A 17,650-nucleotide genomic window follows, 5' to 3' on the forward strand; every position below is an offset into this window, starting at 1 on the left:
AGGCTACCTTGCCAATTAATAACGTTACGCTTTCTCCAGCTTTGCGTAAGCAAGTACCAGCCATTTGCTGCCAAACTCATCAAAGTTTACTTGAACTCGACCATGCTCACCACTACCTTCGTAGTTAAGCACAATGCCTTCCCCGAATTTACGATGCACTACGCGCTCACCTAAACTAAAGCCTGTTTCTTCAAAACTGGCGTGCGAGGTTGCTTGGCTAAAGCGGTTATGTACAGGTCGCGAGATGGTGGATTTAAGCCTAACTTCTTCCACACAATCTGCTGGCATCTCGCGAATAAAGCGCGAAGCCGTATGATACTTATCTTGACCATATAATCGACGACTTTCTGCGTAAGTGATATACAACTTTTGCATAGCGCGAGTCATACCAACATAGCAAAGTCTGCGTTCCTCTTCCATTCGACCTGGTTCGTCGTTGGTCATCTGACTAGGGAACATGCCTTCTTCAACGCCCGCTAAGAACACCAATGGAAATTCGAGGCCTTTTGCAGTGTGGATAGTCATCATCTGCACAGCGTCTTGGTCTTTATCTGCTTGGGTTTCCCCGGCTTCAAGGGAAGCGTGGGCCAAAAACGCGGCCAGAGGCGACATTTCTTCCGCTTCTTCAGGCACGATAAAAGTTTTACATGCACTGACGAGTTCTTCTAAGTTTTCTAGTCGAGCCTGAGCTTTTTCACCGCGCTCTGCTTGGTACATGGCGTACAGACCAGATTGACGAATCGCTTTATCGGCCTGCTGGTCAAGCGGCTCGTCTAATGTGGCTTGTTCAAGCTCTGTAATGAGTAATACAAAGCTTTGCATAGCGTTTAACGCGCGGCCTTTAAAGCCACCTTCGTTTATAAGTAGCTGGCTGGCTTGCCACATAGAACAGTTATGCATACGTGCAGTGTCGCGTACTTGAGATAGGGTTTTCTCACCAATACCGCGACTTGGGGTGTTTACCACACGTTCAAAAGCAGCATCATCGTGGGGGTGGCTTACCATGCGCATATAGCCAAGGGCATCTTTAATTTCTTGGCGTTCGAAGAAGCGCAAGCCACCGTAAATGCGATAGGCCAACCCTTCGTGTAATAAAGCTTCTTCCAATACACGAGACTGAGCGTTGTTTCTGTAAAGAATAGCGGTGTCGCTAAGGGCGTTGCCTTGATTTAGCCAGTCTTTAATTTTTGAAACAATGAAGCGGGCTTCGTCGAGTTCGTTAAAACCGGCATAGACAGAGATAAGCTCGCCCTGAGCATCTTCTGTCCACAGCTCTTTTCCTAAACGGCCTGTATTATTGTCGATAACCGTATTCGCTGCTTTCAGAATGTTCCCGGTAGAACGGTAGTTCTGCTCAAGGCGAATAGTGGTAGGCTCATTAAAGTCTTTTAGAAAATGCTGAATATTGTCTACGTTTGCACCGCGCCAGCCGTAAATAGACTGATCGTCGTCGCCAACAATCATAATGTTGTTATTGTCGCCGCTACACAGCATACGAAGCCATGCATATTGAATATTGTTGGTATCTTGGAACTCGTCAACTAACACAGCACGGAAACGGCGCTGATAGTGAGCCAACACTTCAGGGTTCTTTGCCCATAGCTCATGAGCACGTAGCAATAGCTCGGCAAAATCAACTAAGCCTGAACGGTCGCAGGCGTCTTGATATGCAGCGTAGACTTCACGCATGGTCTTTTGGATATGATCGCCATGTGTCTCGATATGCTGAGGACGCAGGCCTTCGTCTTTATTGCCGTTTATGTACCACTGAATTTGACGCGGGGCCCAATGTTTTTCGTCCAAATTCATGGCTTTCAGAATGCGGCGAATCAACCGGTACTGATCGTCAGAATCGATAATCTGAAAGTTTTCAGGCAAGTTAGCTTCAGCGTGGTGTGCGCGTAATAGGCGATGTGCAAGCCCGTGGAAGGTACCAATCCACATATTGTGTAGGCTGCGACCCATCAACGACTCAATACGGCCGCGCATTTCTTTTGCTGCTTTATTGGTAAAGGTAACCGCGAGAATAGAAAAAGGTGCGATGTTTTCGACTTCCATCAACCACGCAATGCGATGCACTAATACACGGGTTTTACCACTACCTGCGCCAGCTAATACTAGGGCATTTGATAATGGGGCTGCTACTGCTTCACGCTGTTTGTCGTTAAGCTCGTCTAGCAGTCGAGATACATCCATAGTGTGGTACCTGTTAGTTGATAGTGTTATACATTCAGCAGCGGGCTATTATGCCATCTGACTGTTAATTTATACAGTCCAGTTTTTTAGCGTTTTCGTTAAGTAAAAGCGCGGTTATTTGCGTATTTAAGATGTGCAGTTATACGGGTCTTTTAATGAAATAAATAGGTGTTTTAACCGTTCTAATTAAATTGTTACAGTGCTTAATGCTGCCAAAGGCAGACCCAAAAGTGCACAACTGGAAGATACAGTTATTAGCTATAACGAATTAATACGATAAATTGATCGAATTATGCGCTTGGCAGGTATCACATCGGTATTGCATCACGCCAAACTCGGGTAAACTTTCAGCTCTTTTTCTTTGGCAACCTCTGCACTTTCATACAAGGCGAGAGTTAGTCAAAAAGTTAAGCCATTTTAGGCAAGCTGAAAAAGCACACGGCCCCAATTTTTTAACGACGTACATTGGCTCACAAACAGCACATTAACGGGATATGCTCATGACCGCACTCTCTACGCCCATCGATTTCTGGTCGACGCTCAAACAAGAAGCGCAAATTGTTGCTGAAAACGAACCTTTGCTATCTAGCTATGTGCATGCCAGTGTTCTTGCGCATCATAATTTTGAGTCGTCGCTAAGCTTCATTTTGTCAAACAAAATGGCAGATGACGTGATGCCTGCGCTTGCTATACGTGAGGTGTTCGACGAAGCCTACTTGTTAGAGCCAGGTATTAGCGAGGCTGCCATTGCTGATATAATGGCGATTAATGCGCGGGATGCCGCAGTGAACGATTACCTTACTCCTTTACTGCACTTTAAAGGTTTTCACGCCGTGCAGGTGCACCGAATGGCGCACTATCTTTGGCTTCACGGGCGCCACCAGTTAGCCTTATTTTTGCAAAGCCGTAATTCATCAAGCTTTGGTGTAGACATTCACCCAGCAGCGAAAATTGGTAAGGGCGTTATGTTCGATCACGCAACTGGTATTGTGGTGGGTGAGACTGCGGTAGTAGAAGATAACGTGTCTATTTTGCAGAGCGTTACGTTAGGCGGTACGGGTAATGAGTCGGGCGATCGTCACCCCAAAATTCGCCAAGGCGTGTTAATTGGCGCAGGTGCCAAAATTCTAGGAAATATCGAAATCGGCGAAGGTTCGAAAGTCGGCGCAGGTAGCGTTGTACTTAACAGTGTTCCAGCTCACGTTACTGTAGTGGGCGTTCCTGCCAAGGTAGTTGGGAGACCGGTTTGTCAAAGCCCCTGTGAATCCATGCGCCAAAACGTCCTAGAAGATAACTAAAGCTGTGGGGTCAGAGTCCTGACTCTGACCCCATTATTCACAGGAAGTGGGTTAAGTCGTTGAGGTTGTCTAGTGCTACGTGAGGCAATACGCTTACAGGTTCGTTCGCTAGCGTCATGGGTCTGTTACAGGCAAACCATGCTGCTTGATAGCCAGCGTTAATTGCTCCTTGTACATCCTTGATAATATTGTCGCCTACATGAAGAATGTGTTTCGGTGCAATGTGTAAATGTGCTACGGCTTCATCAAACATGTCTCGGGCCGGTTTCATAGGGCGCGATGTGCTGGCGTGAAGAATGGTTTCAAAATAACCATCAATCCCTATTTTTTCTGCGTTTACATTACCATTAGTAATGCCGATAAGCGGTAATTGACTACTTACTGCCTTTAACGTTTCGTGCACATCGTTAGCCAATTCAAAGTTACTTCTTGCATCGTAAAAACAGTTAAAGCAGGCCTCTACTGCATCACTAAGTTCACCACAGTTGGTCAGGTCTGTTTTTAACTCTTCGGGAGCAGTATTCGATAGTGCGGCGGTAAGTACTACACGCCTAAGCTGCCCCATATCAGAGGCTAAGCGCAGATCTTTTTTTATGGCAGCTTGCTTAAGTGCTAGCCAGTCGTTAGCCGACAGCGCGGCGGCCGACTTGTGGTGCTTCGCAATATGCGCTTGAAGCGCTTCTTCGGCCCGTCGAATAATAGGTTCGTTATTGTAAAGGGTGTCGTCAAGGTCGAAGGTCATTGCCTGGACTTTGTTAATAGACCTAAAAAACTGCATGGTAAACCTTAGGTTAGCTTTATTTTTTGTGCGCCCGCGGATGAGAGGCATCATATACATTGGCGAGATGCTGGAAGTCTAGGTGAGTATAAACTTGTGTTGTCGACAAGTTAGCGTGACCTAACAGCTCTTGAACCGCACGCAAATCGCCACTTGATTCTAATACGTGAGTAGCAAAAGAATGGCGCAGTTTGTGGGGGCTTACTTTTTGCGATAAGGACTGTTCTTGCGCCATTTTATCTAAACGGTTTGCGACCTGCCTGTTCGATATTCGGGTTTTACGCTTACTGACAAATACTGCACTTTCGTAAGGTGAAGCGTAAGCAGGGCGTACTTTTAACCATGCGCTTAGCGCTTTTTGCGCGTGCCGCCCCAATGGCAGTATACGTTGCTTACTCCCTTTACCCATGACCTTCACCGTACCGTCTTTTAAACAGTCGGCTAAATTAAGCCCGGTAAGTTCGCTTAAGCGCAGGCCGCAACCATAAAGCAGCTCAAACATGGCAACATCTCTTAACTGCATGCCTTCATCATCGTCACTGCTTCGAGGCGAGGCATTAAGCAGTTGCTGCATCTCATCCACGCTAAGCTGCTTAGGTAACGGCTTTCCTTGTTTCGGGGCTTGGATGCCTTCAACAGGGTTGCTGAATAGCTGCTGGTGGTCAATAAGATATTGGCAGAATGTTCTTAGTGCCGATAGTCTAAGTGCGATACTTCGGGGGCTATGCCCAGACATTTTAGCATCAGCCATAACACGCTTAATATCGCTTGGCGTGAGCCCAGACCATTCGTAAAGCCCAAGTAGCTTTGCCACTTCGGTTAGCTGGCGCTGATAATTTTTGATGGTGTGTAGGGATAAACCGCGCTCTACCTGCAAATGAAGTAGAAATTTATCGAGCCATTGTTGGCAAGGTTCGCTGATTAAGGCGTCTTTAGACACTACACCTAATATCCCATCATTTCAGGCAAGATAATATTTAGCACTTGCTGAAGCTGTTGAAGCAAGAGGGTATCCATATCTGGCGTAAAGTGGCTAGCGTCGCTGCTGCTAATGCCCAAAATACCTAATTCACGGTTGTCACCAAGTAGCATTAACGCTACGGACTCTGCAGGGCTTTCGCCGAAAAGAAGTTGACGTTCGTGCTGTGACAAACGACCAAAGAAGAAGTTGGTATTTTTAAAGCGCTTTTCCGTAAACAGGCGTTGTTGTAGTTCAGGAATAGCGTGAGGGCCTTTAAAGCTTTTTATCACCGCAGAAGACAACTGCAAACGCTCTTGTAGTACATCTTCTAAGGTAAACTGTACTTCAGCTACGCTTTCACAGCGTAGTAGCTGTACGTTTAAATCGGTATAAACGCGATATATTTTTTCGTTTTGCTTAGCGATGGTAACCAGCTGATTCAGCTTAAAATTTAGCTGCCTGACTTTTTGTCTAAGCTGTTCACTTTGAATTTCGACAAGTGAAACACTGCCTTTGTGTTCATGGGGAAGCTTAATTTTTTCAAGAAGGTCGGCATGCTCTGCAAAGAACTCAGGGTTTTGTAATAAGAACGCGCGCACATCAGCACTCGACAATTCCGTTGTGTCGTTAAATGGCTCAATTAATTGCGTGGCGTTAGATTGCCCTGATACTTCGCTCATAAATTTATATGTCCGTCATATACGTGTTCGGCAGGCCCTGTCATTTTTAACACGTTATCTGGGCCAGGCCAGCGTATACGTAAGCTGCCTCCGGGCAAGTCTACCCGTACGTCTTTACTTAATTTACCCTGTATTTGACCAATTGCAACTGCTGCACATGCACCGCTGCCGCAGGCCAAGGTTTCACCCGAACCACGCTCAAATACACGAAGCTTAATGTGTGACTCGTTAATTATCTGCATGAAGCCAACGTTTACGCCTTCAGGAAAGCGCTCGTGTTTCTCAACAAGCGGTCCAATTTCGGCAACGTTAGCCGTATTCACATCGTCTACTTCCATAACGCAATGAGGGTTGCCCATTGACGCCGAGCCAATAAACAAGGTGCGTTCGCCCACACGCAAAATATACGTGTTCTCTTGCTTGTTGGCTGTAAGCGGAATGTTCGCAGGTTCAAACTCAGGCTTGCCCATGTTCACGGTAACCTGACCATCTTTTTCTAGATAAAGCACCATCTTTCCTGCTTTGGTACTTACCACTATCTTGTTGCGGTTAATAAGGCCTTTTTGCTTAACAAAGCGAGCAAAACAACGGGCGCCATTGCCGCATTGTTCTACTTCGGAGCCGTCTGCATTGAAGATGCGATAGTGGAAATCTTGTTCAGGGTCGTATGGCGGTTCTACCATCAACAGCTGGTCGAAGCCAATACCGAAGTTTCGGTTAGCTAATTGCTGAATTTTTTCTTTAGAGAAAAAGACGTTTTGAGTAACGTTATCAATAACCATGAAATCGTTACCCAAACCGTGCATTTTAGAAAATTGAACCTGCATTAAACGCGCATCTATCTTGTTAGTTTGTCTCTAGTTTACGGAAGTTTATACTCACCTTGCCAGAGATCTTTTTGTTTTTCTCGTTCGCGAACCACAATTGCTTTGTCGCCGTCTACCATAATTTCCGCTGGTCGACAGCGGCTATTGTAGTTCGACGCCATTACAAAACCATAGGCGCCAGCACTTCGAACCGCAAGTAAGTCGGTTGGTTCAATAGCTAATTCTCGATCTTTTCCTATAAAGTCACCGGTTTCGCACACAGGCCCTACAACGTCATAGGTGCGAGGCGTTGCCGTGGTTTCTTCTTTCACAGGAATAATATTTTGCCATGCTGAGTAAAGCGCAGGGCGCAATAAATCGTTCATAGCAGCATCGACAATGGCGAAACTCTTCTCTTCACCTTCTTTGATAAATTCAACTTCAGTGACCAGAATACCGGCGTTAGCCGCAATAGCTCGGCCAGGTTCAAGGATAAGCTTAAGGTTTTCACGGCCTACCATTTTTTCAGCCATGGCTTGTGCGTAGGCTTTTGGATGAGGAGGTTGCTCGTCGTTATAAGTTACGCCAAGACCACCACCTACATCTAGGTGTTCAATAATAATGTTGCGCTCGGCCAGTTCATCAATAAGCAGAAGTAAGCGTTCTAATGCATCAACAAAAGGTCCAATTTCGGTAAGCTGTGAGCCTATGTGACAGTCCATACCAACCACATTCAGATGAGGTAGCGATGCAGCTAATTCATAGGTAGCCAATGCGCGTTCACGAGCAATACCAAATTTGTTGGCCTTCAATCCCGTAGAGATGTAAGGGTGAGTTTTAGCATCCACATCAGGGTTTATGCGCAGTGAAATAGGGGCTTTTACACCCATTTCGCCGGCTACTTGGTTAATGCGGTGAAGCTCTGGCTCTGACTCTACGTTAAAACACATGATGCCTTGTTCTAACGCATAGCGAATCTCGTCGTGTTTTTTGCCTACGCCTGAAAATACCACTTTGCTTGCGTCACCACCGGCTTCAATAACACGGGCTAGTTCACCCGCTGAAACGATGTCAAAGCCTGATCCTAACTTCGCTAAAACATTCAACACACCAATGTTTGAGTTAGCTTTTACTGCATAACACACAAGGTGAGGGTGTTCACCGATAGCATCGTTAAACGCATGCCAATGGCGCTCTAACGTAGCGCGTGAGTAAATATAAACCGGCGTTCCGTGCTGGGCTGCAATATCAGAAACAGCCACTTGTTCAGCGTGAAGCTGACCTTGGCTGTAGGCGAAAAAATCCACTAGTTCAGCTCTCCAGAAGTAGTTGCGGGGGATGGGGTATTGGCGCTAGACGAAGCATCGACTCCTGTATTTTCAGAAGACGTTGGTTCAGTAGAGGTGTTTTGTGCAGGCGCGTCAGGAATATAAAGCGCCCCTTTATAACCACAGCCACACAATGCTGTGAGTGTTAGCAAGAAAACAACTGACTTTTTAAGCACGAAAAATCCCGCAAAGAATACGACAAATGCCGCTATCATCGCATTGCGGTGTTAAATTGCAAGAGCCAATAAACGTTCTTGTGTTTTATCGCCGTATTGAACGTTTTTCCAAAGGGCGTCACACAGGCTCTGTGTATCAGAAAAGTCTTTGTTTTTGAGCCAATCGATTAGAACATTGGGGTTATCAGGAAAAGCGATAGCTTCATTTTCAGGCGCTTCAAGCCACTCTTCTACTATGTCGGTGTCGAGTTGAAATAGCGTTTGACACAAATCCAATTGACTAAGAGTAAGCACATTCGATAACTGCTCAAATTGACCATGCAAGGGCTTAATGAGCAGTTTCTTTCCTAATTGAAGGGCTTCGCTAGACAGCTCAAAGCCTCCGTTAGCAATTACGCCACTGGCATGCTGCAGGGCTTTTTGAAAATGTTTTTTAGAGGTTGGATGCCAGTGGATATGGCCCATCTCTCTCGCTTCGTCGATATTCGGATGGAAACATTCGAATACTTGGTCGCTTAGCGGTTCAAGCATTTGGTGAATATCTTCAATATCTTCGAAAGGTAGGTAAACCAATACGTGGCCATTACCGGAAGACACAACGGGTTTTTCCGAAACGAACGGCGGGATAATAGGCTGATTAAAATGATACCAGTGTACACCTAGTTGAAGTTCGGTAGGTGCGAATAGCTTCATTATCAAACTATCAAAAATGGTATTGCCACTTTTAGGCACGTTGTACGTAAACGCCGCTTGATGGCTGATAGAAATAGAAGGTAGCCCCTGTTTCTTTGCAGCCCAGGCCGTTACGGGCTCAAAGTCGTTTACCAGCAAATCGTAACCACTGGTATCGAATGCCTTGATGTCTTTGTTTAACTGACGAAGGTTGGCGTCTTTAACGGTAGACCATTTGTCTACGCGCCCGCTTTTCGTAATAAAGCTTAACCCTTTGTATGTTCGGTATGTACCAAACACTTCCATATCAAAATATTTGTCAGGGGCGCGACCAGAAAAAACAAAGTCAACGCTAACATCGTCTCGCTCGGCCAATGCTGCCGCCATAATTCGTGCTCGAGCAATATGCCCATTTCCGGTGCCTTGCACACCATACAATAATTTCATGCTACCCCAGAATTGAAATACTTAGTGTCGCGATTGTTACGCCTAGTAGAGAGCCTGCGACCACATCAGAAGGATAATGTACACCTAACAGTACCCGTGACAGCCCTATGAGTGCTGCCCAACTGTAAGCAAGTAAGGCAAATGGCGGGTAATAGTGCGCAATGATACACGCCATTAGTGTTGCCGCAGCAGTATGGCCTGAGGGTAGAGAAAACTTATCAGAAGGCGTGACATGTGCTGTTAAATTCATTAGAAAATCGCAAGGGCGAGGGCGCTTGAACATTTTCTTAAGCAGCACATAGATGGGTAATTCCAGCGCATATGCCATCAGCGCTGTGTAAAGGAAAAGCTCACCGTGCTCCGGCTCAAATGCCCAAAGCAGCATACCGATTACAAAGTATAAGTAGCCGTCACCTGTTTTCGACAACCAGACAATACTTCTACAGTCTCTTTTTTGCGTCAGTTTGTAGAGGCGATAAAATAAGTCAGTGTCGTACTTGGTCAAGGATTTCATCAACATCGCCTTGTCCCCTATCGGTTAATTACTGCACAGGCTAAAGTGTGTCTGTGACCAGTGGGTGACGGAAAAAAGAAACTTTTTTGACATCTAACGCGGTTCCTATTTTTTGTCATTTACCCATTTCACTCACGGGGAAAGTGGTTATTAAACAAAATTTTTTAGAAGAACAATTTTAGCTTGATTCATGAAGCAAAATACGTGCTCAATTAAGGCTCATCTGCGTTGAATTACTGCTTTTTTAACAAAACATAAAAATTTGATGAAACGCGCTAAATCAACCATTTGCATCATCAGAATAAATGCTATGCTAGGTCTAACGAGCATAGAGCTTCAACGCTTCTCAATTTTAGTAAGGCAAAATAATGGAATACAACACATCTGAATTATGCGACTTGTTTGCTGACAGCGTAGACGTAGTAGATCCGATTTTCGCAAGCTTTGGTGGCCGTTATTCTTTTGGTGGTGAGATTACCACCGTAAAATGCTTTGAAGACCGAGGTCTTATCGACCGTGTGCTTGCCCAGCCTGGTGCAGGTAAAGTACTACTGATAGATGGCGGAGGCTCAAGCCGACGTGCACTATTTGATGCATCATCTGCTCAAGTCGCTATTGATAACGATTGGGAAGGGGTTGTGATTTACGGTAGCGTGCGTGAAGTTGATAGCCTTGCTGAATTGGATATTGGCGTATTAGCCGTAGCAGCCATTCCAGTAAATGCCGAATGTGAAAGCATTGGCGAAGTTGACGTACCGGTTAACTTTGGCGGCGTTACGTTTTTACCTGAAGACCACCTATATGCAGATAGCACGGGCGTTATTCTTTCTCCTGAACCGCTAGATTTAGATTGAAGTTAAGCAGTAAACAAAAGCTACCTGCTTTAAGAATACATGAAAAAACGGAGGCGTAAGGCCTCCGTTTGCGTTTTTATTATTTGCGGGGTTTACGATAGCGCCAATAAGACGAATTGATAAGCCCAGAGATAACGTCGAATTGACGTCGGTGCTACTTAAAACTACTTATTCGCTTCTTCAAACACTTGGTTTAAATACATAGCAATGCGAATACCGGCCATCTGTAAACGCTTTTTAGCAGTAGGCAGATGATTGTATAAGTAGTCGTAGCTCATGTTATTGGCGTCATCTGGGTAAATGGTATCGCTAATAGCGGTACTTTCCTCAATCCATACCATAGGGTCGGTCGTAGCCCAACTGCGAATGTCTTCTGAGGTAATGGTTTGTGTAAGCCATTCAGTCCACTCAGAATACGACAATTTGCGCTGCTCTAGCATCTGCGAATCCCATACGCGGTGTAAATTAGAATCTTGCCAGAAGAAGCGTACTTTTACATCGTTTCCACCGCGGTCGGTGCCGTTGCCAGCGTGCAGTGGTTGATGGAGATCGCCTATGATATGCACAATAAACTGAAGGGCTAGACGCTTTTCTTCAATGCTGGCTGTGTCGCTTTTTAAGGTTTCAGTAAATTGCTTTAACGCTGTAACAGCATCACCCTGCTTTGGTGCACCAACTTCTTCGTAGGTCTTTCCTTCAGGTACAGAAACATAGTGCCAAGGGCTAGCGGTTTTTTGCCAAAATTCGCTGGGGTCAGAACGCATTTCATCGGCATGGGTCGAGGCCTCAGCCAACGAACCATGTGGCAACAGCTCCATAAGTGCAGCCTGCGATAGAGGGCTAAGGTATTGCTGGGCAATAGCGCCTGTTACTCTGTGGCCTGTTTGTCCCCATCCGAAAGCGGGTGATGCAATACACAATGTAAATAGTGTACTCAGCGCAACTGCGCAAATCTTGTTTGCAAACGCGAACATGATTAATCCTCTGAATGTTTTGAAGACTGATAGCCCCATCTTGCGACAAGAGACTGCTCAATACCCAGGTGGTCTAGTATGCGCGCCACAACAAAATCCACTAAGTCGTCAATTGTTTTGGGGTTGTGATAAAAGCCTGGCGCAGCGGGCATTATAGTAGCCCCCATTTGTGAAAGTTTAAGCATATTTTCTAAATGAATAGATGAAAGCGGCATTTCACGTGGGACTAAAATAAGTTGTCCCCGCTCCTTTAACACGACATCGGCGGCGCGCTCAATAAGGTTGTCGCTTGCGCCAATACTAATGGCAGAAAGCGTACCTGTAGAGCATGGGCATACCACCATTTTAGCTGGGGCGGCTGAACCTGAAGCAACTGGGGAAAACCATTCTTCTTTACCAAATACTTTGATTTGATCAGGTTTAGCATTGCAGTGTTCCGTAAAGAAAGCCGCAGCGTCTTCGGGGCGGCCCGGTATTTTTACGTTCTCTTCAGTAGCAAATACCACCTTGGCCGCTGAAGAGATAAGTACGTAAACTTGATAGTCTGCATTAACCAGCGATTTCAGCAGTGTTAGAGCGTAAGGTGCGCCAGATGCCCCTGTAATAGCAAGCGTAACTTGCTTATCGTGTTTCATGATTTAGCCTCTGTTGATAACAAGCCTTGTGGCTTGTCCATCGAATATAACGTTATTCTAATTTTTTACAGTTTGGACTTCATTTTTAAAGCGTCGAGAATACGGCCGTGAATGCCTTCGAAACCGCCGTTACTCATTACAAGAATATGATCGCCCGATTGTGCTACGTTGCAAACGTCTTGAACGATCTTCTCTACATCTCTGAAACAGTGAGTAGGCGCATTACTGTGCGCTACCGAATCGACTAAAGACCAGTCCATGCCTTCAGGTTCATAAAGGTAAACCTCATCGGCTTTTTGCCATGAATTAGCCAGTGTATCTTTGTGTACGCCCATTTTCATGGTGTTCGAGCGCGGCTCTAGCACGGCTAATATACGTGCATTACCTACCTTTTTGCGCAGTCCATCAAGTGTAGTCGCTATAGCGGTAGGGTGGTGCGCAAAGTCATCGTAAAGCGTGACGCCGTCGACTTCGCCCTTAACTTCCATGCGGCGCTTAACGTTTTTAAAAAATGATAGTGCTGCTATAGCATCGGGTAAGGTAACGCCTGCATGATGGGCAGCGGCTATTGCCATAAGAGCGTTGTCTACATTGTGCTGACCCACAAGTGACCAAGTTACGGTTCCGGCTATAACCCCGTTATGTAATACATTAAATTCACTGCCGTCTTTCTTTAGCAGTTCAGCATGCCATTCTTTGCCTAAAGACTGACGTGACGACCAGCACCCTTTTTTGAGCATATCTTCAATAGCGGGCGTGCCGTTTGGCGTAAGAATAAGCCCATTTTCCGGCACCATGCGAACCAAATGGTGAAACTGGGTTTGTATAGCTGCAAGGTCTGCGAAAATATCGGCGTGATCAAACTCAAGGTTGTTGATAACCAATGTTTTTGGGCGATAGTGTACAAACTTAGAACGTTTATCGAAAAATGCGCTGTCGTATTCATCGGCTTCTATAACAAAAAAAGGGCTTTCACCCACGCGGGCCGATACGCCAAAGTTCTCAGGAACGCCGCCAATCAAATAACCAGGATTAAGACCAGCGTGTTCTAAAATCCACGCCACCATACTGCTGGTGGTCGTTTTACCGTGGGTACCAGATAGACCAATGACCCAACGATCTTTGAGTAGATTATCAAGCAGCCATTGCGGGCCGCTGGTGTAAGGTAAATTGCGATTTAATACGTACTCCACCGCCGGGTTGCCACGCGACATGGCGTTACCAATCACTACCATATCTGGTACTGGATCAAATTGGCTTTCGCTATAGCCTTGTGTAAGCTCGATGCCTAGTGCTTCAAGCTGAGTGCTCATTGGGGGATAAACGTTCTTATCTGAGCCTGTAACCTTGTGGCCTAGTGATTTGGCAATGGCGGCGATGCCACCCATAAAACTTCCACAAATGCCTAAAATATGTACATGCATAGCGCATTCTCGGTGATTTATTATGTTATTGGCGTACTGTATCAGAACCCTACGACCGATAGATAATTCAATTTTCATCGATTCATAGTGGTCGCCAGCCTTTGTTTAGAACAAATATTTGAATATTCGCAGCTTTCAAACTGGTATGGTGTGTGAATGACTTTTTGAAGGTGTGTTCCACTTAACTAAGAACACGGTTACAATCTAACCACAGGCTTAAAACCTGTGTGTGCTTCAGATAAACGCCGGTAAGGAAAGCTGAGCGACTGCAAGTACAACACCCTACACATAAAAAAAGGCTTACATTCAATGAAACGTTTAAATTCCCAATTGCAACAAGACGGTGCACCGCTTGAGTTAATACTGCTCATTCGTACACTGCTAGCGGGCTGTAAAGAAATTTCTTTCCGCGTGAGTCAAGGCGCACTTGCTGGCGTGCTTGGTTCAACTCTTTCAGAAAACGTACAGGGCGAAACGCAGAAAAAGCTCGACGTTATCTCAAACCACATTCTTAAGGATACGCTAAGGGAGTCTGGTTACGTTAAAGCCATCTCGTCTGAAGAAGAAGACGATGTTGTTCCGTGCAATCCGGAAGGTAACTATCTAGTGAGCTTCGACCCGCTAGATGGCTCGTCAAACACTGAAATTAATAGCCTAATTGGTACTATTTTCTCTATCACCCATGCACCGCAGTGGATGAAGCCAGATGATCCGTCTGCGTTCTTGCAGCCAGGCACACAAATGGTTGCAGCAGGTTATGTGCTTTATGGCCCGTCTACGATGCTAGCGCTAACTACAGGTCGCGGTACGCACATCTATACCCTTGATAAAACTCACGGTGGCTTCCTACTGACTCACCCGAATATTCAAGTGCCTGAAGAAACCTCTGAGTTCTCAATTAACGCGTCGAACCAGCGTCATTGGGAACCGGCAATGCAGGCATATGTTGCAGACCTGCTAGCAGGTAAAGAAGGTCCTCGTGGCAAAGACTTTAACATGCGCTGGGTAGCGGCTATGGTGGGTGATATTCATCGTTTACTTTGTCGTGGTGGCATCTTTATGTACCCGTTTGATAACAGAGACCCGTCTAAGCCAGGCAAATTGCGTTTGCTTTACGAAGCAAACCCAATGGCATTTTTGATGGAGCAAGCTGGTGGTAAAGCTGAAACGGGCGCAGGCCGAATTCTAGAAGTAATGCCTGAAGAAATTCACCAGCGCGTACCTTGCATTATCGGCTCGAAAGACGAAGTTGATATGTGCTTAAGCTACAACGACAAAGCGTAGTAGCGAAAAAATGGCCCTGAAGGGCCATTTTTTATTAAAAAGCAGCAAAATTTAATGAAAAATAAAGAGATTAGTACGACATGGGTCGTAAAGCGTTTTTATTTTGCTGTTGTCACCGTATACTTACGACCAAAATTTTTAATCCATTATTGAAAGGACCTAAGAATGAGCTTGAGTGCTATTTCTGCTGGTAAAAATGTACCAGATGAAGTGAACGTAATCATTGAGATTCCAGCACACGCTGACCCGGTGAAGTACGAAGTAGACAAAGACACTGGCGCGCTATTTGTTGACCGTTTCATGGCAACTTGCATGCACTATCCAACTAACTACGGTTACGTGAACAACACCTTGTCTGAAGACGGCGACCCAGTTGACGTATTAGTGATGACTCCGTTCCCACTACTTGCAGGTTCTGTCATTAAGTGTCGTCCAGTTGGCGTACTAAACATGACTGACGAGTCTGGTAAAGATGCAAAAGTACTAGCGGTACCAGTAGATAAGCTTTCTACTATCTATCGTGACGTTAAAGAAATTGCAGACGTACCTCCGCTTCTTCTTAAGCAAATCGAGCACTTCTTCGAGCACTATAAAGATCTTGAAGAAGGCAAGTGGGTGAAGATTGACGGTTGGGCAGACGCTGCAGCTGCAAAAGAAGAAATTACCGCAAGCATCGCGCGTTTCGAAGCAGAATAATTCACGCTGCTTTAAATTGATGATACAAAGGGCTGGTGAAATACCGGCCCTTTTTGTATGTGGTCTAAAAGTGAAGATTGAAAACGAAAAGCAAAAGCCTATACAAAAAAAGCTAACAAAATACTCAACGATAGAGAGCAGTATGATCCACCATAAATTATCCATGCCTTCATTATTTGCTGTAATACTGATGGTTGTAAGCTTCAACGCTCTGGCAGATAAAGCTCCCGTAGAAGTATATTGGGAAGACCTAGTGCCTGAAGGCTTTAATGAGCTCGCGCCACCTTCAGTTCAACACAATGGTGAAATGAGTCAGCTTCAGCCTGATGCACCAGTGGTCGATACCTTTGACGGAAAGCGTGTAAAAATACCTGGGTTCGTTGTGCCGCTAGAAGGTACCGCTGAGCTTACTACCGAGTTCTTACTCGTTCCGTATTTTGGCGCTTGTATTCACGTACCACCACCCCCTTCGAATCAAATTGTGTACGTAAAGTTTGAAGAAGGTGTGCGCATAGACAATATTTACGACGCGATTTGGGTAACCGGCGAACTGTCGACTGACGGCTGGAAAGGCGATATCGCATCTGTAGGTTATCGTTTGACCGGCGAAGCAGTCGAAGGGTTTTAAAGATAGCTAGCCGAGTTGGCTAGCCCTGCGTATAAATTTGTTCAGCGCGGTTAAATAGAAGCCACGACGTTAGAATGTACTTGTCGTTACTTTTTGGAATTTGGCCGCGGTGCGTGTGAGTAAAATAGGCGGGCGCAATCATCATTCTGCCTGCTTTGGGCTTGACCGCACGGTTTTGATAGTAAAATTCTGTTTCGCCGCCTTCGTCCACATCATTTAAGTAGTACATAAACAGCAATACGCGGTGCAGCGCATCGTTATGCTGAAGCTGCGGATACACTTCTGAGTGCCAATACGGGTAACCGCCGTTGCCCGCGGTGTAGCGCTGGGCATTAACATCGCCTACTCGGAATAGGTAGTTAACCAGGTTGGCTAAATTTGGCTTACCCACTTCTTCAAAGTTTTCCCCAGTAACTTTTACCGGTTCGCCGGTTTTGGGATGGCGTACGGTTAAGCCAATAGGCCCAACAAGCGCAAAATAGTATTTTTCAATATAGGCAACCAGCTGCTTTCCGGTATGCTGCATCACTTGCTGGAATAAGTCTTTAAATTCCGGGCTTCGGCTTATGGACACATCCATGCTGCGCTTTTTATCTAAATCTACACCACCGCCAGTGCGGCCTTGACTCAAATTAGGGCTGCTTTCAAAGCGCGCCATAAGCTGCGAGCACAGCTCTGGGGGTAACACATCATCAATAACTTCAATTAAATCGCTCATGGATACCTCTTGCTGCGCTTTATTACTTAGTGGGTAGTTCTTTAAAGTGTGGCTGTAGCTCTGACTTCACATTATCTGGGATAGGCGCAGAGCGCTGTGTTTTGTAGTCAAAATGCACCATGGTAGTCACGCCAGTTGAGCATAACTTGTCGTCTTGCCAAAGCTCCTGAAACACGTCGAATGCGCTGTTTCCCAATCGACTAATGTAAGTTTTAACCGTTACAGGTTTGCCATAAAAAATTTGCGCTAAAAAATCGACCTTGTAGCTGGCTAAAATTAGCGGCCAGTTTTGTAAGTCTAGCTCAGGCGTAAACATTCTAAAAATGGGCTCTCTGGCTGCTTCAAACCATGCAACTAGTGCCGTATTACTAACATGTTGTAAAGCATCGGTTTCGCAAAAACGCACGTCAAAAGAAGTGATAAGTGGTGCTGTATTACTCATAATTATTTGTAGGCATTGTTATAAGTTTAATTCCTACTCTAGCATTATGAGCAGGGGTTTTCAGTAAGCCCTTGTGTAAGCGATTGTGTTTAAGGAAAATCGTTGTGTTTTGATTAGCTTACAGGGGGTGTGCCGTTAG

Annotated in this window: 19 protein-coding genes; 5 read left to right on the forward strand and 14 right to left on the reverse strand. The window is 45.5% G+C overall.

The annotated features are described in order from the left end of the window. Positions 1–24: 24 nt before the first annotated feature. On the reverse strand, positions 25–2,196 hold the full coding sequence (gene uvrD / locus ACXAGK_RS17985; protein WP_118490711.1) for a DNA helicase II: 2,172 nt from the start codon (positions 2,194–2,196) through the stop codon (positions 25–27). A gap of 500 nt (positions 2,197–2,696) precedes the next feature. Between uvrD and cysE the strand changes: the two genes are divergently transcribed. Next, positions 2,697–3,494 (forward strand): serine O-acetyltransferase, encoded by a 798-nt coding sequence (gene cysE / locus ACXAGK_RS17990; RefSeq protein WP_474857294.1) that lies wholly within the window; start codon positions 2,697–2,699, stop codon positions 3,492–3,494. 37 nt (positions 3,495–3,531) lie between these two features. Here cysE and ACXAGK_RS17995 read toward each other — a convergent pair whose 3' ends face one another. From ACXAGK_RS17995 to ACXAGK_RS18030, 8 genes are read right to left on the reverse strand one after another with little or no spacing between them, the layout of a single operon-like run. Then, a complete protein-coding gene (locus ACXAGK_RS17995) occupies positions 3,532–4,272 on the reverse strand; it encodes an HAD-IA family hydrolase (RefSeq protein WP_474857295.1) in 741 nt (246 codons plus the stop codon). Between the two features lie 19 nt (positions 4,273–4,291). After that, on the reverse strand, positions 4,292–5,212 hold the full coding sequence (gene xerC, locus ACXAGK_RS18000; protein WP_474857296.1) for a tyrosine recombinase XerC: 921 nt from the start codon (positions 5,210–5,212) through the stop codon (positions 4,292–4,294). Between the two features lie 5 nt (positions 5,213–5,217). Then, the gene (locus tag ACXAGK_RS18005) at positions 5,218–5,913 is read right to left on the reverse strand and encodes a DUF484 family protein (RefSeq protein WP_474857297.1); all 696 of its coding nucleotides are present in this window, start codon (positions 5,911–5,913) and stop codon (positions 5,218–5,220) included. Beyond that, positions 5,910–6,740: a diaminopimelate epimerase gene (gene dapF / locus ACXAGK_RS18010; RefSeq protein ID WP_179982008.1), complete on the reverse strand. Its 831-nt coding sequence runs from the start codon at positions 6,738–6,740 to the stop codon at positions 5,910–5,912. The genes ACXAGK_RS18005 and dapF overlap by 4 nt, the downstream gene beginning before the upstream one ends. 35 nt (positions 6,741–6,775) lie before the next feature. Continuing rightward, a complete protein-coding gene (lysA, locus tag ACXAGK_RS18015; RefSeq protein ID WP_474857298.1) occupies positions 6,776–8,026 on the reverse strand; it encodes a diaminopimelate decarboxylase in 1,251 nt (416 codons plus the stop codon). Next, positions 8,026–8,223: an LPS translocon maturation chaperone LptM gene (gene lptM, locus ACXAGK_RS18020; protein ID WP_474802905.1), complete on the reverse strand. Its 198-nt coding sequence runs from the start codon at positions 8,221–8,223 to the stop codon at positions 8,026–8,028. Before lptM ends, lysA begins: the two co-directional genes overlap by 1 nt. A 51-nt stretch (positions 8,224–8,274) precedes the next feature. After that, entirely contained in the window at positions 8,275–9,342 is a 1,068-nt protein-coding gene (locus tag ACXAGK_RS18025; RefSeq protein ID WP_474857299.1) for an MJ1255/VC2487 family glycosyltransferase, read from the reverse strand. Between the two features lies 1 nt (position 9,343). Further along, entirely contained in the window at positions 9,344–9,856 is a 513-nt protein-coding gene (locus ACXAGK_RS18030; RefSeq protein WP_474802902.1) for a phosphatase PAP2 family protein, read from the reverse strand. Positions 9,857–10,224: 368 nt separating this feature from the next. Here ACXAGK_RS18030 and rraA point away from each other — a divergent pair, with 368 nt between their 5' ends. Further along, complete coding sequence (gene rraA / locus ACXAGK_RS18035) at positions 10,225–10,710, forward strand: ribonuclease E activity regulator RraA (RefSeq protein WP_179982013.1); 486 nt, start codon at positions 10,225–10,227, stop codon at positions 10,708–10,710. Positions 10,711–10,874: 164 nt separating this feature from the next. Here rraA and ACXAGK_RS18040 read toward each other — a convergent pair whose 3' ends face one another. From ACXAGK_RS18040 to mpl, 3 genes are all read right to left on the reverse strand, one after another. Further along, the gene (locus tag ACXAGK_RS18040; protein ID WP_474857300.1) at positions 10,875–11,684 is read right to left on the reverse strand and encodes a S1/P1 nuclease; all 810 of its coding nucleotides are present in this window, start codon (positions 11,682–11,684) and stop codon (positions 10,875–10,877) included. Positions 11,685–11,686: 2 nt separating this feature from the next. Next, entirely contained in the window at positions 11,687–12,319 is a 633-nt protein-coding gene (locus tag ACXAGK_RS18045) for a flavin prenyltransferase UbiX (protein ID WP_014975357.1), read from the reverse strand. A gap of 65 nt (positions 12,320–12,384) precedes the next feature. Then, positions 12,385–13,743 (reverse strand): UDP-N-acetylmuramate:L-alanyl-gamma-D-glutamyl-meso-diaminopimelate ligase, encoded by a 1,359-nt coding sequence (gene mpl, locus ACXAGK_RS18050; protein ID WP_474802896.1) that lies wholly within the window; start codon positions 13,741–13,743, stop codon positions 12,385–12,387. Positions 13,744–14,052: 309 nt separating this feature from the next. On the opposite strand from mpl, the gene ACXAGK_RS18055 reads away from it, so the two are divergent. From ACXAGK_RS18055 to ACXAGK_RS18065, 3 genes are all read left to right on the forward strand, one after another. Beyond that, the gene (locus ACXAGK_RS18055) at positions 14,053–15,027 is read left to right on the forward strand and encodes a class 1 fructose-bisphosphatase (RefSeq protein ID WP_474802894.1); all 975 of its coding nucleotides are present in this window, start codon (positions 14,053–14,055) and stop codon (positions 15,025–15,027) included. 165 nt (positions 15,028–15,192) lie between these two features. Continuing rightward, positions 15,193–15,723, forward strand: coding sequence for an inorganic diphosphatase (ppa, locus tag ACXAGK_RS18060; protein ID WP_014947861.1), 531 nt, complete (start codon positions 15,193–15,195; stop codon positions 15,721–15,723). A 142-nt stretch (positions 15,724–15,865) separates the two neighbouring features. Then, complete coding sequence (locus ACXAGK_RS18065; protein WP_474857301.1) at positions 15,866–16,351, forward strand: DUF3299 domain-containing protein; 486 nt, start codon at positions 15,866–15,868, stop codon at positions 16,349–16,351. A gap of 19 nt (positions 16,352–16,370) precedes the next feature. Here the strand turns inward: ACXAGK_RS18065 and ACXAGK_RS18070 are convergent, their stop codons facing one another. Beyond that, the gene (locus ACXAGK_RS18070; RefSeq protein WP_474857302.1) at positions 16,371–17,069 is read right to left on the reverse strand and encodes a 2OG-Fe(II) oxygenase; all 699 of its coding nucleotides are present in this window, start codon (positions 17,067–17,069) and stop codon (positions 16,371–16,373) included. A gap of 22 nt (positions 17,070–17,091) precedes the next feature. Next, positions 17,092–17,511: an acyl-CoA thioesterase gene (locus ACXAGK_RS18075; protein ID WP_474857303.1), complete on the reverse strand. Its 420-nt coding sequence runs from the start codon at positions 17,509–17,511 to the stop codon at positions 17,092–17,094. Between the last annotated feature and the right edge of the window lie 139 nt (positions 17,512–17,650).

Source organism: Alteromonas sp. ABM1_013 (assembly GCF_056160505.1).

Excerpts from the sequence above, each read along its gene's own strand:
- ACXAGK_RS18065 (WP_474857301.1), top strand. The coding sequence starts at position 15,866 with ATGATCCACCATAAATTATCCATGCCTTCATTATTTGCTGTAATACTG.
- ACXAGK_RS18005 (WP_474857297.1), bottom strand. The coding sequence starts at position 5,913 with ATGAGCGAAGTATCAGGGCAATCTAACGCCACGCAATTAATTGAGCCA.
- ACXAGK_RS18070 (WP_474857302.1), bottom strand. The coding sequence starts at position 17,069 with ATGAGCGATTTAATTGAAGTTATTGATGATGTGTTACCCCCAGAGCTG.
- rraA (WP_179982013.1), top strand. The coding sequence starts at position 10,225 with ATGGAATACAACACATCTGAATTATGCGACTTGTTTGCTGACAGCGTA.
- ACXAGK_RS18040 (WP_474857300.1), bottom strand. The coding sequence starts at position 11,684 with ATGTTCGCGTTTGCAAACAAGATTTGCGCAGTTGCGCTGAGTACACTA.
- mpl (WP_474802896.1), bottom strand. The coding sequence starts at position 13,743 with ATGCATGTACATATTTTAGGCATTTGTGGAAGTTTTATGGGTGGCATC.
- cysE (WP_474857294.1), top strand. The coding sequence starts at position 2,697 with ATGACCGCACTCTCTACGCCCATCGATTTCTGGTCGACGCTCAAACAA.
- ACXAGK_RS18030 (WP_474802902.1), bottom strand. The coding sequence starts at position 9,856 with ATGAAATCCTTGACCAAGTACGACACTGACTTATTTTATCGCCTCTAC.
- dapF (WP_179982008.1), bottom strand. The coding sequence starts at position 6,740 with ATGCAGGTTCAATTTTCTAAAATGCACGGTTTGGGTAACGATTTCATG.
- uvrD (WP_118490711.1), bottom strand. The coding sequence starts at position 2,196 with ATGGATGTATCTCGACTGCTAGACGAGCTTAACGACAAACAGCGTGAA.
- ACXAGK_RS18055 (WP_474802894.1), top strand. The coding sequence starts at position 14,053 with ATGAAACGTTTAAATTCCCAATTGCAACAAGACGGTGCACCGCTTGAG.
- ACXAGK_RS18075 (WP_474857303.1), bottom strand. The coding sequence starts at position 17,511 with ATGAGTAATACAGCACCACTTATCACTTCTTTTGACGTGCGTTTTTGC.
- ACXAGK_RS17995 (WP_474857295.1), bottom strand. The coding sequence starts at position 4,272 with ATGCAGTTTTTTAGGTCTATTAACAAAGTCCAGGCAATGACCTTCGAC.
- ACXAGK_RS18045 (WP_014975357.1), bottom strand. The coding sequence starts at position 12,319 with ATGAAACACGATAAGCAAGTTACGCTTGCTATTACAGGGGCATCTGGC.
- ACXAGK_RS18025 (WP_474857299.1), bottom strand. The coding sequence starts at position 9,342 with ATGAAATTATTGTATGGTGTGCAAGGCACCGGAAATGGGCATATTGCT.
- ppa (WP_014947861.1), top strand. The coding sequence starts at position 15,193 with ATGAGCTTGAGTGCTATTTCTGCTGGTAAAAATGTACCAGATGAAGTG.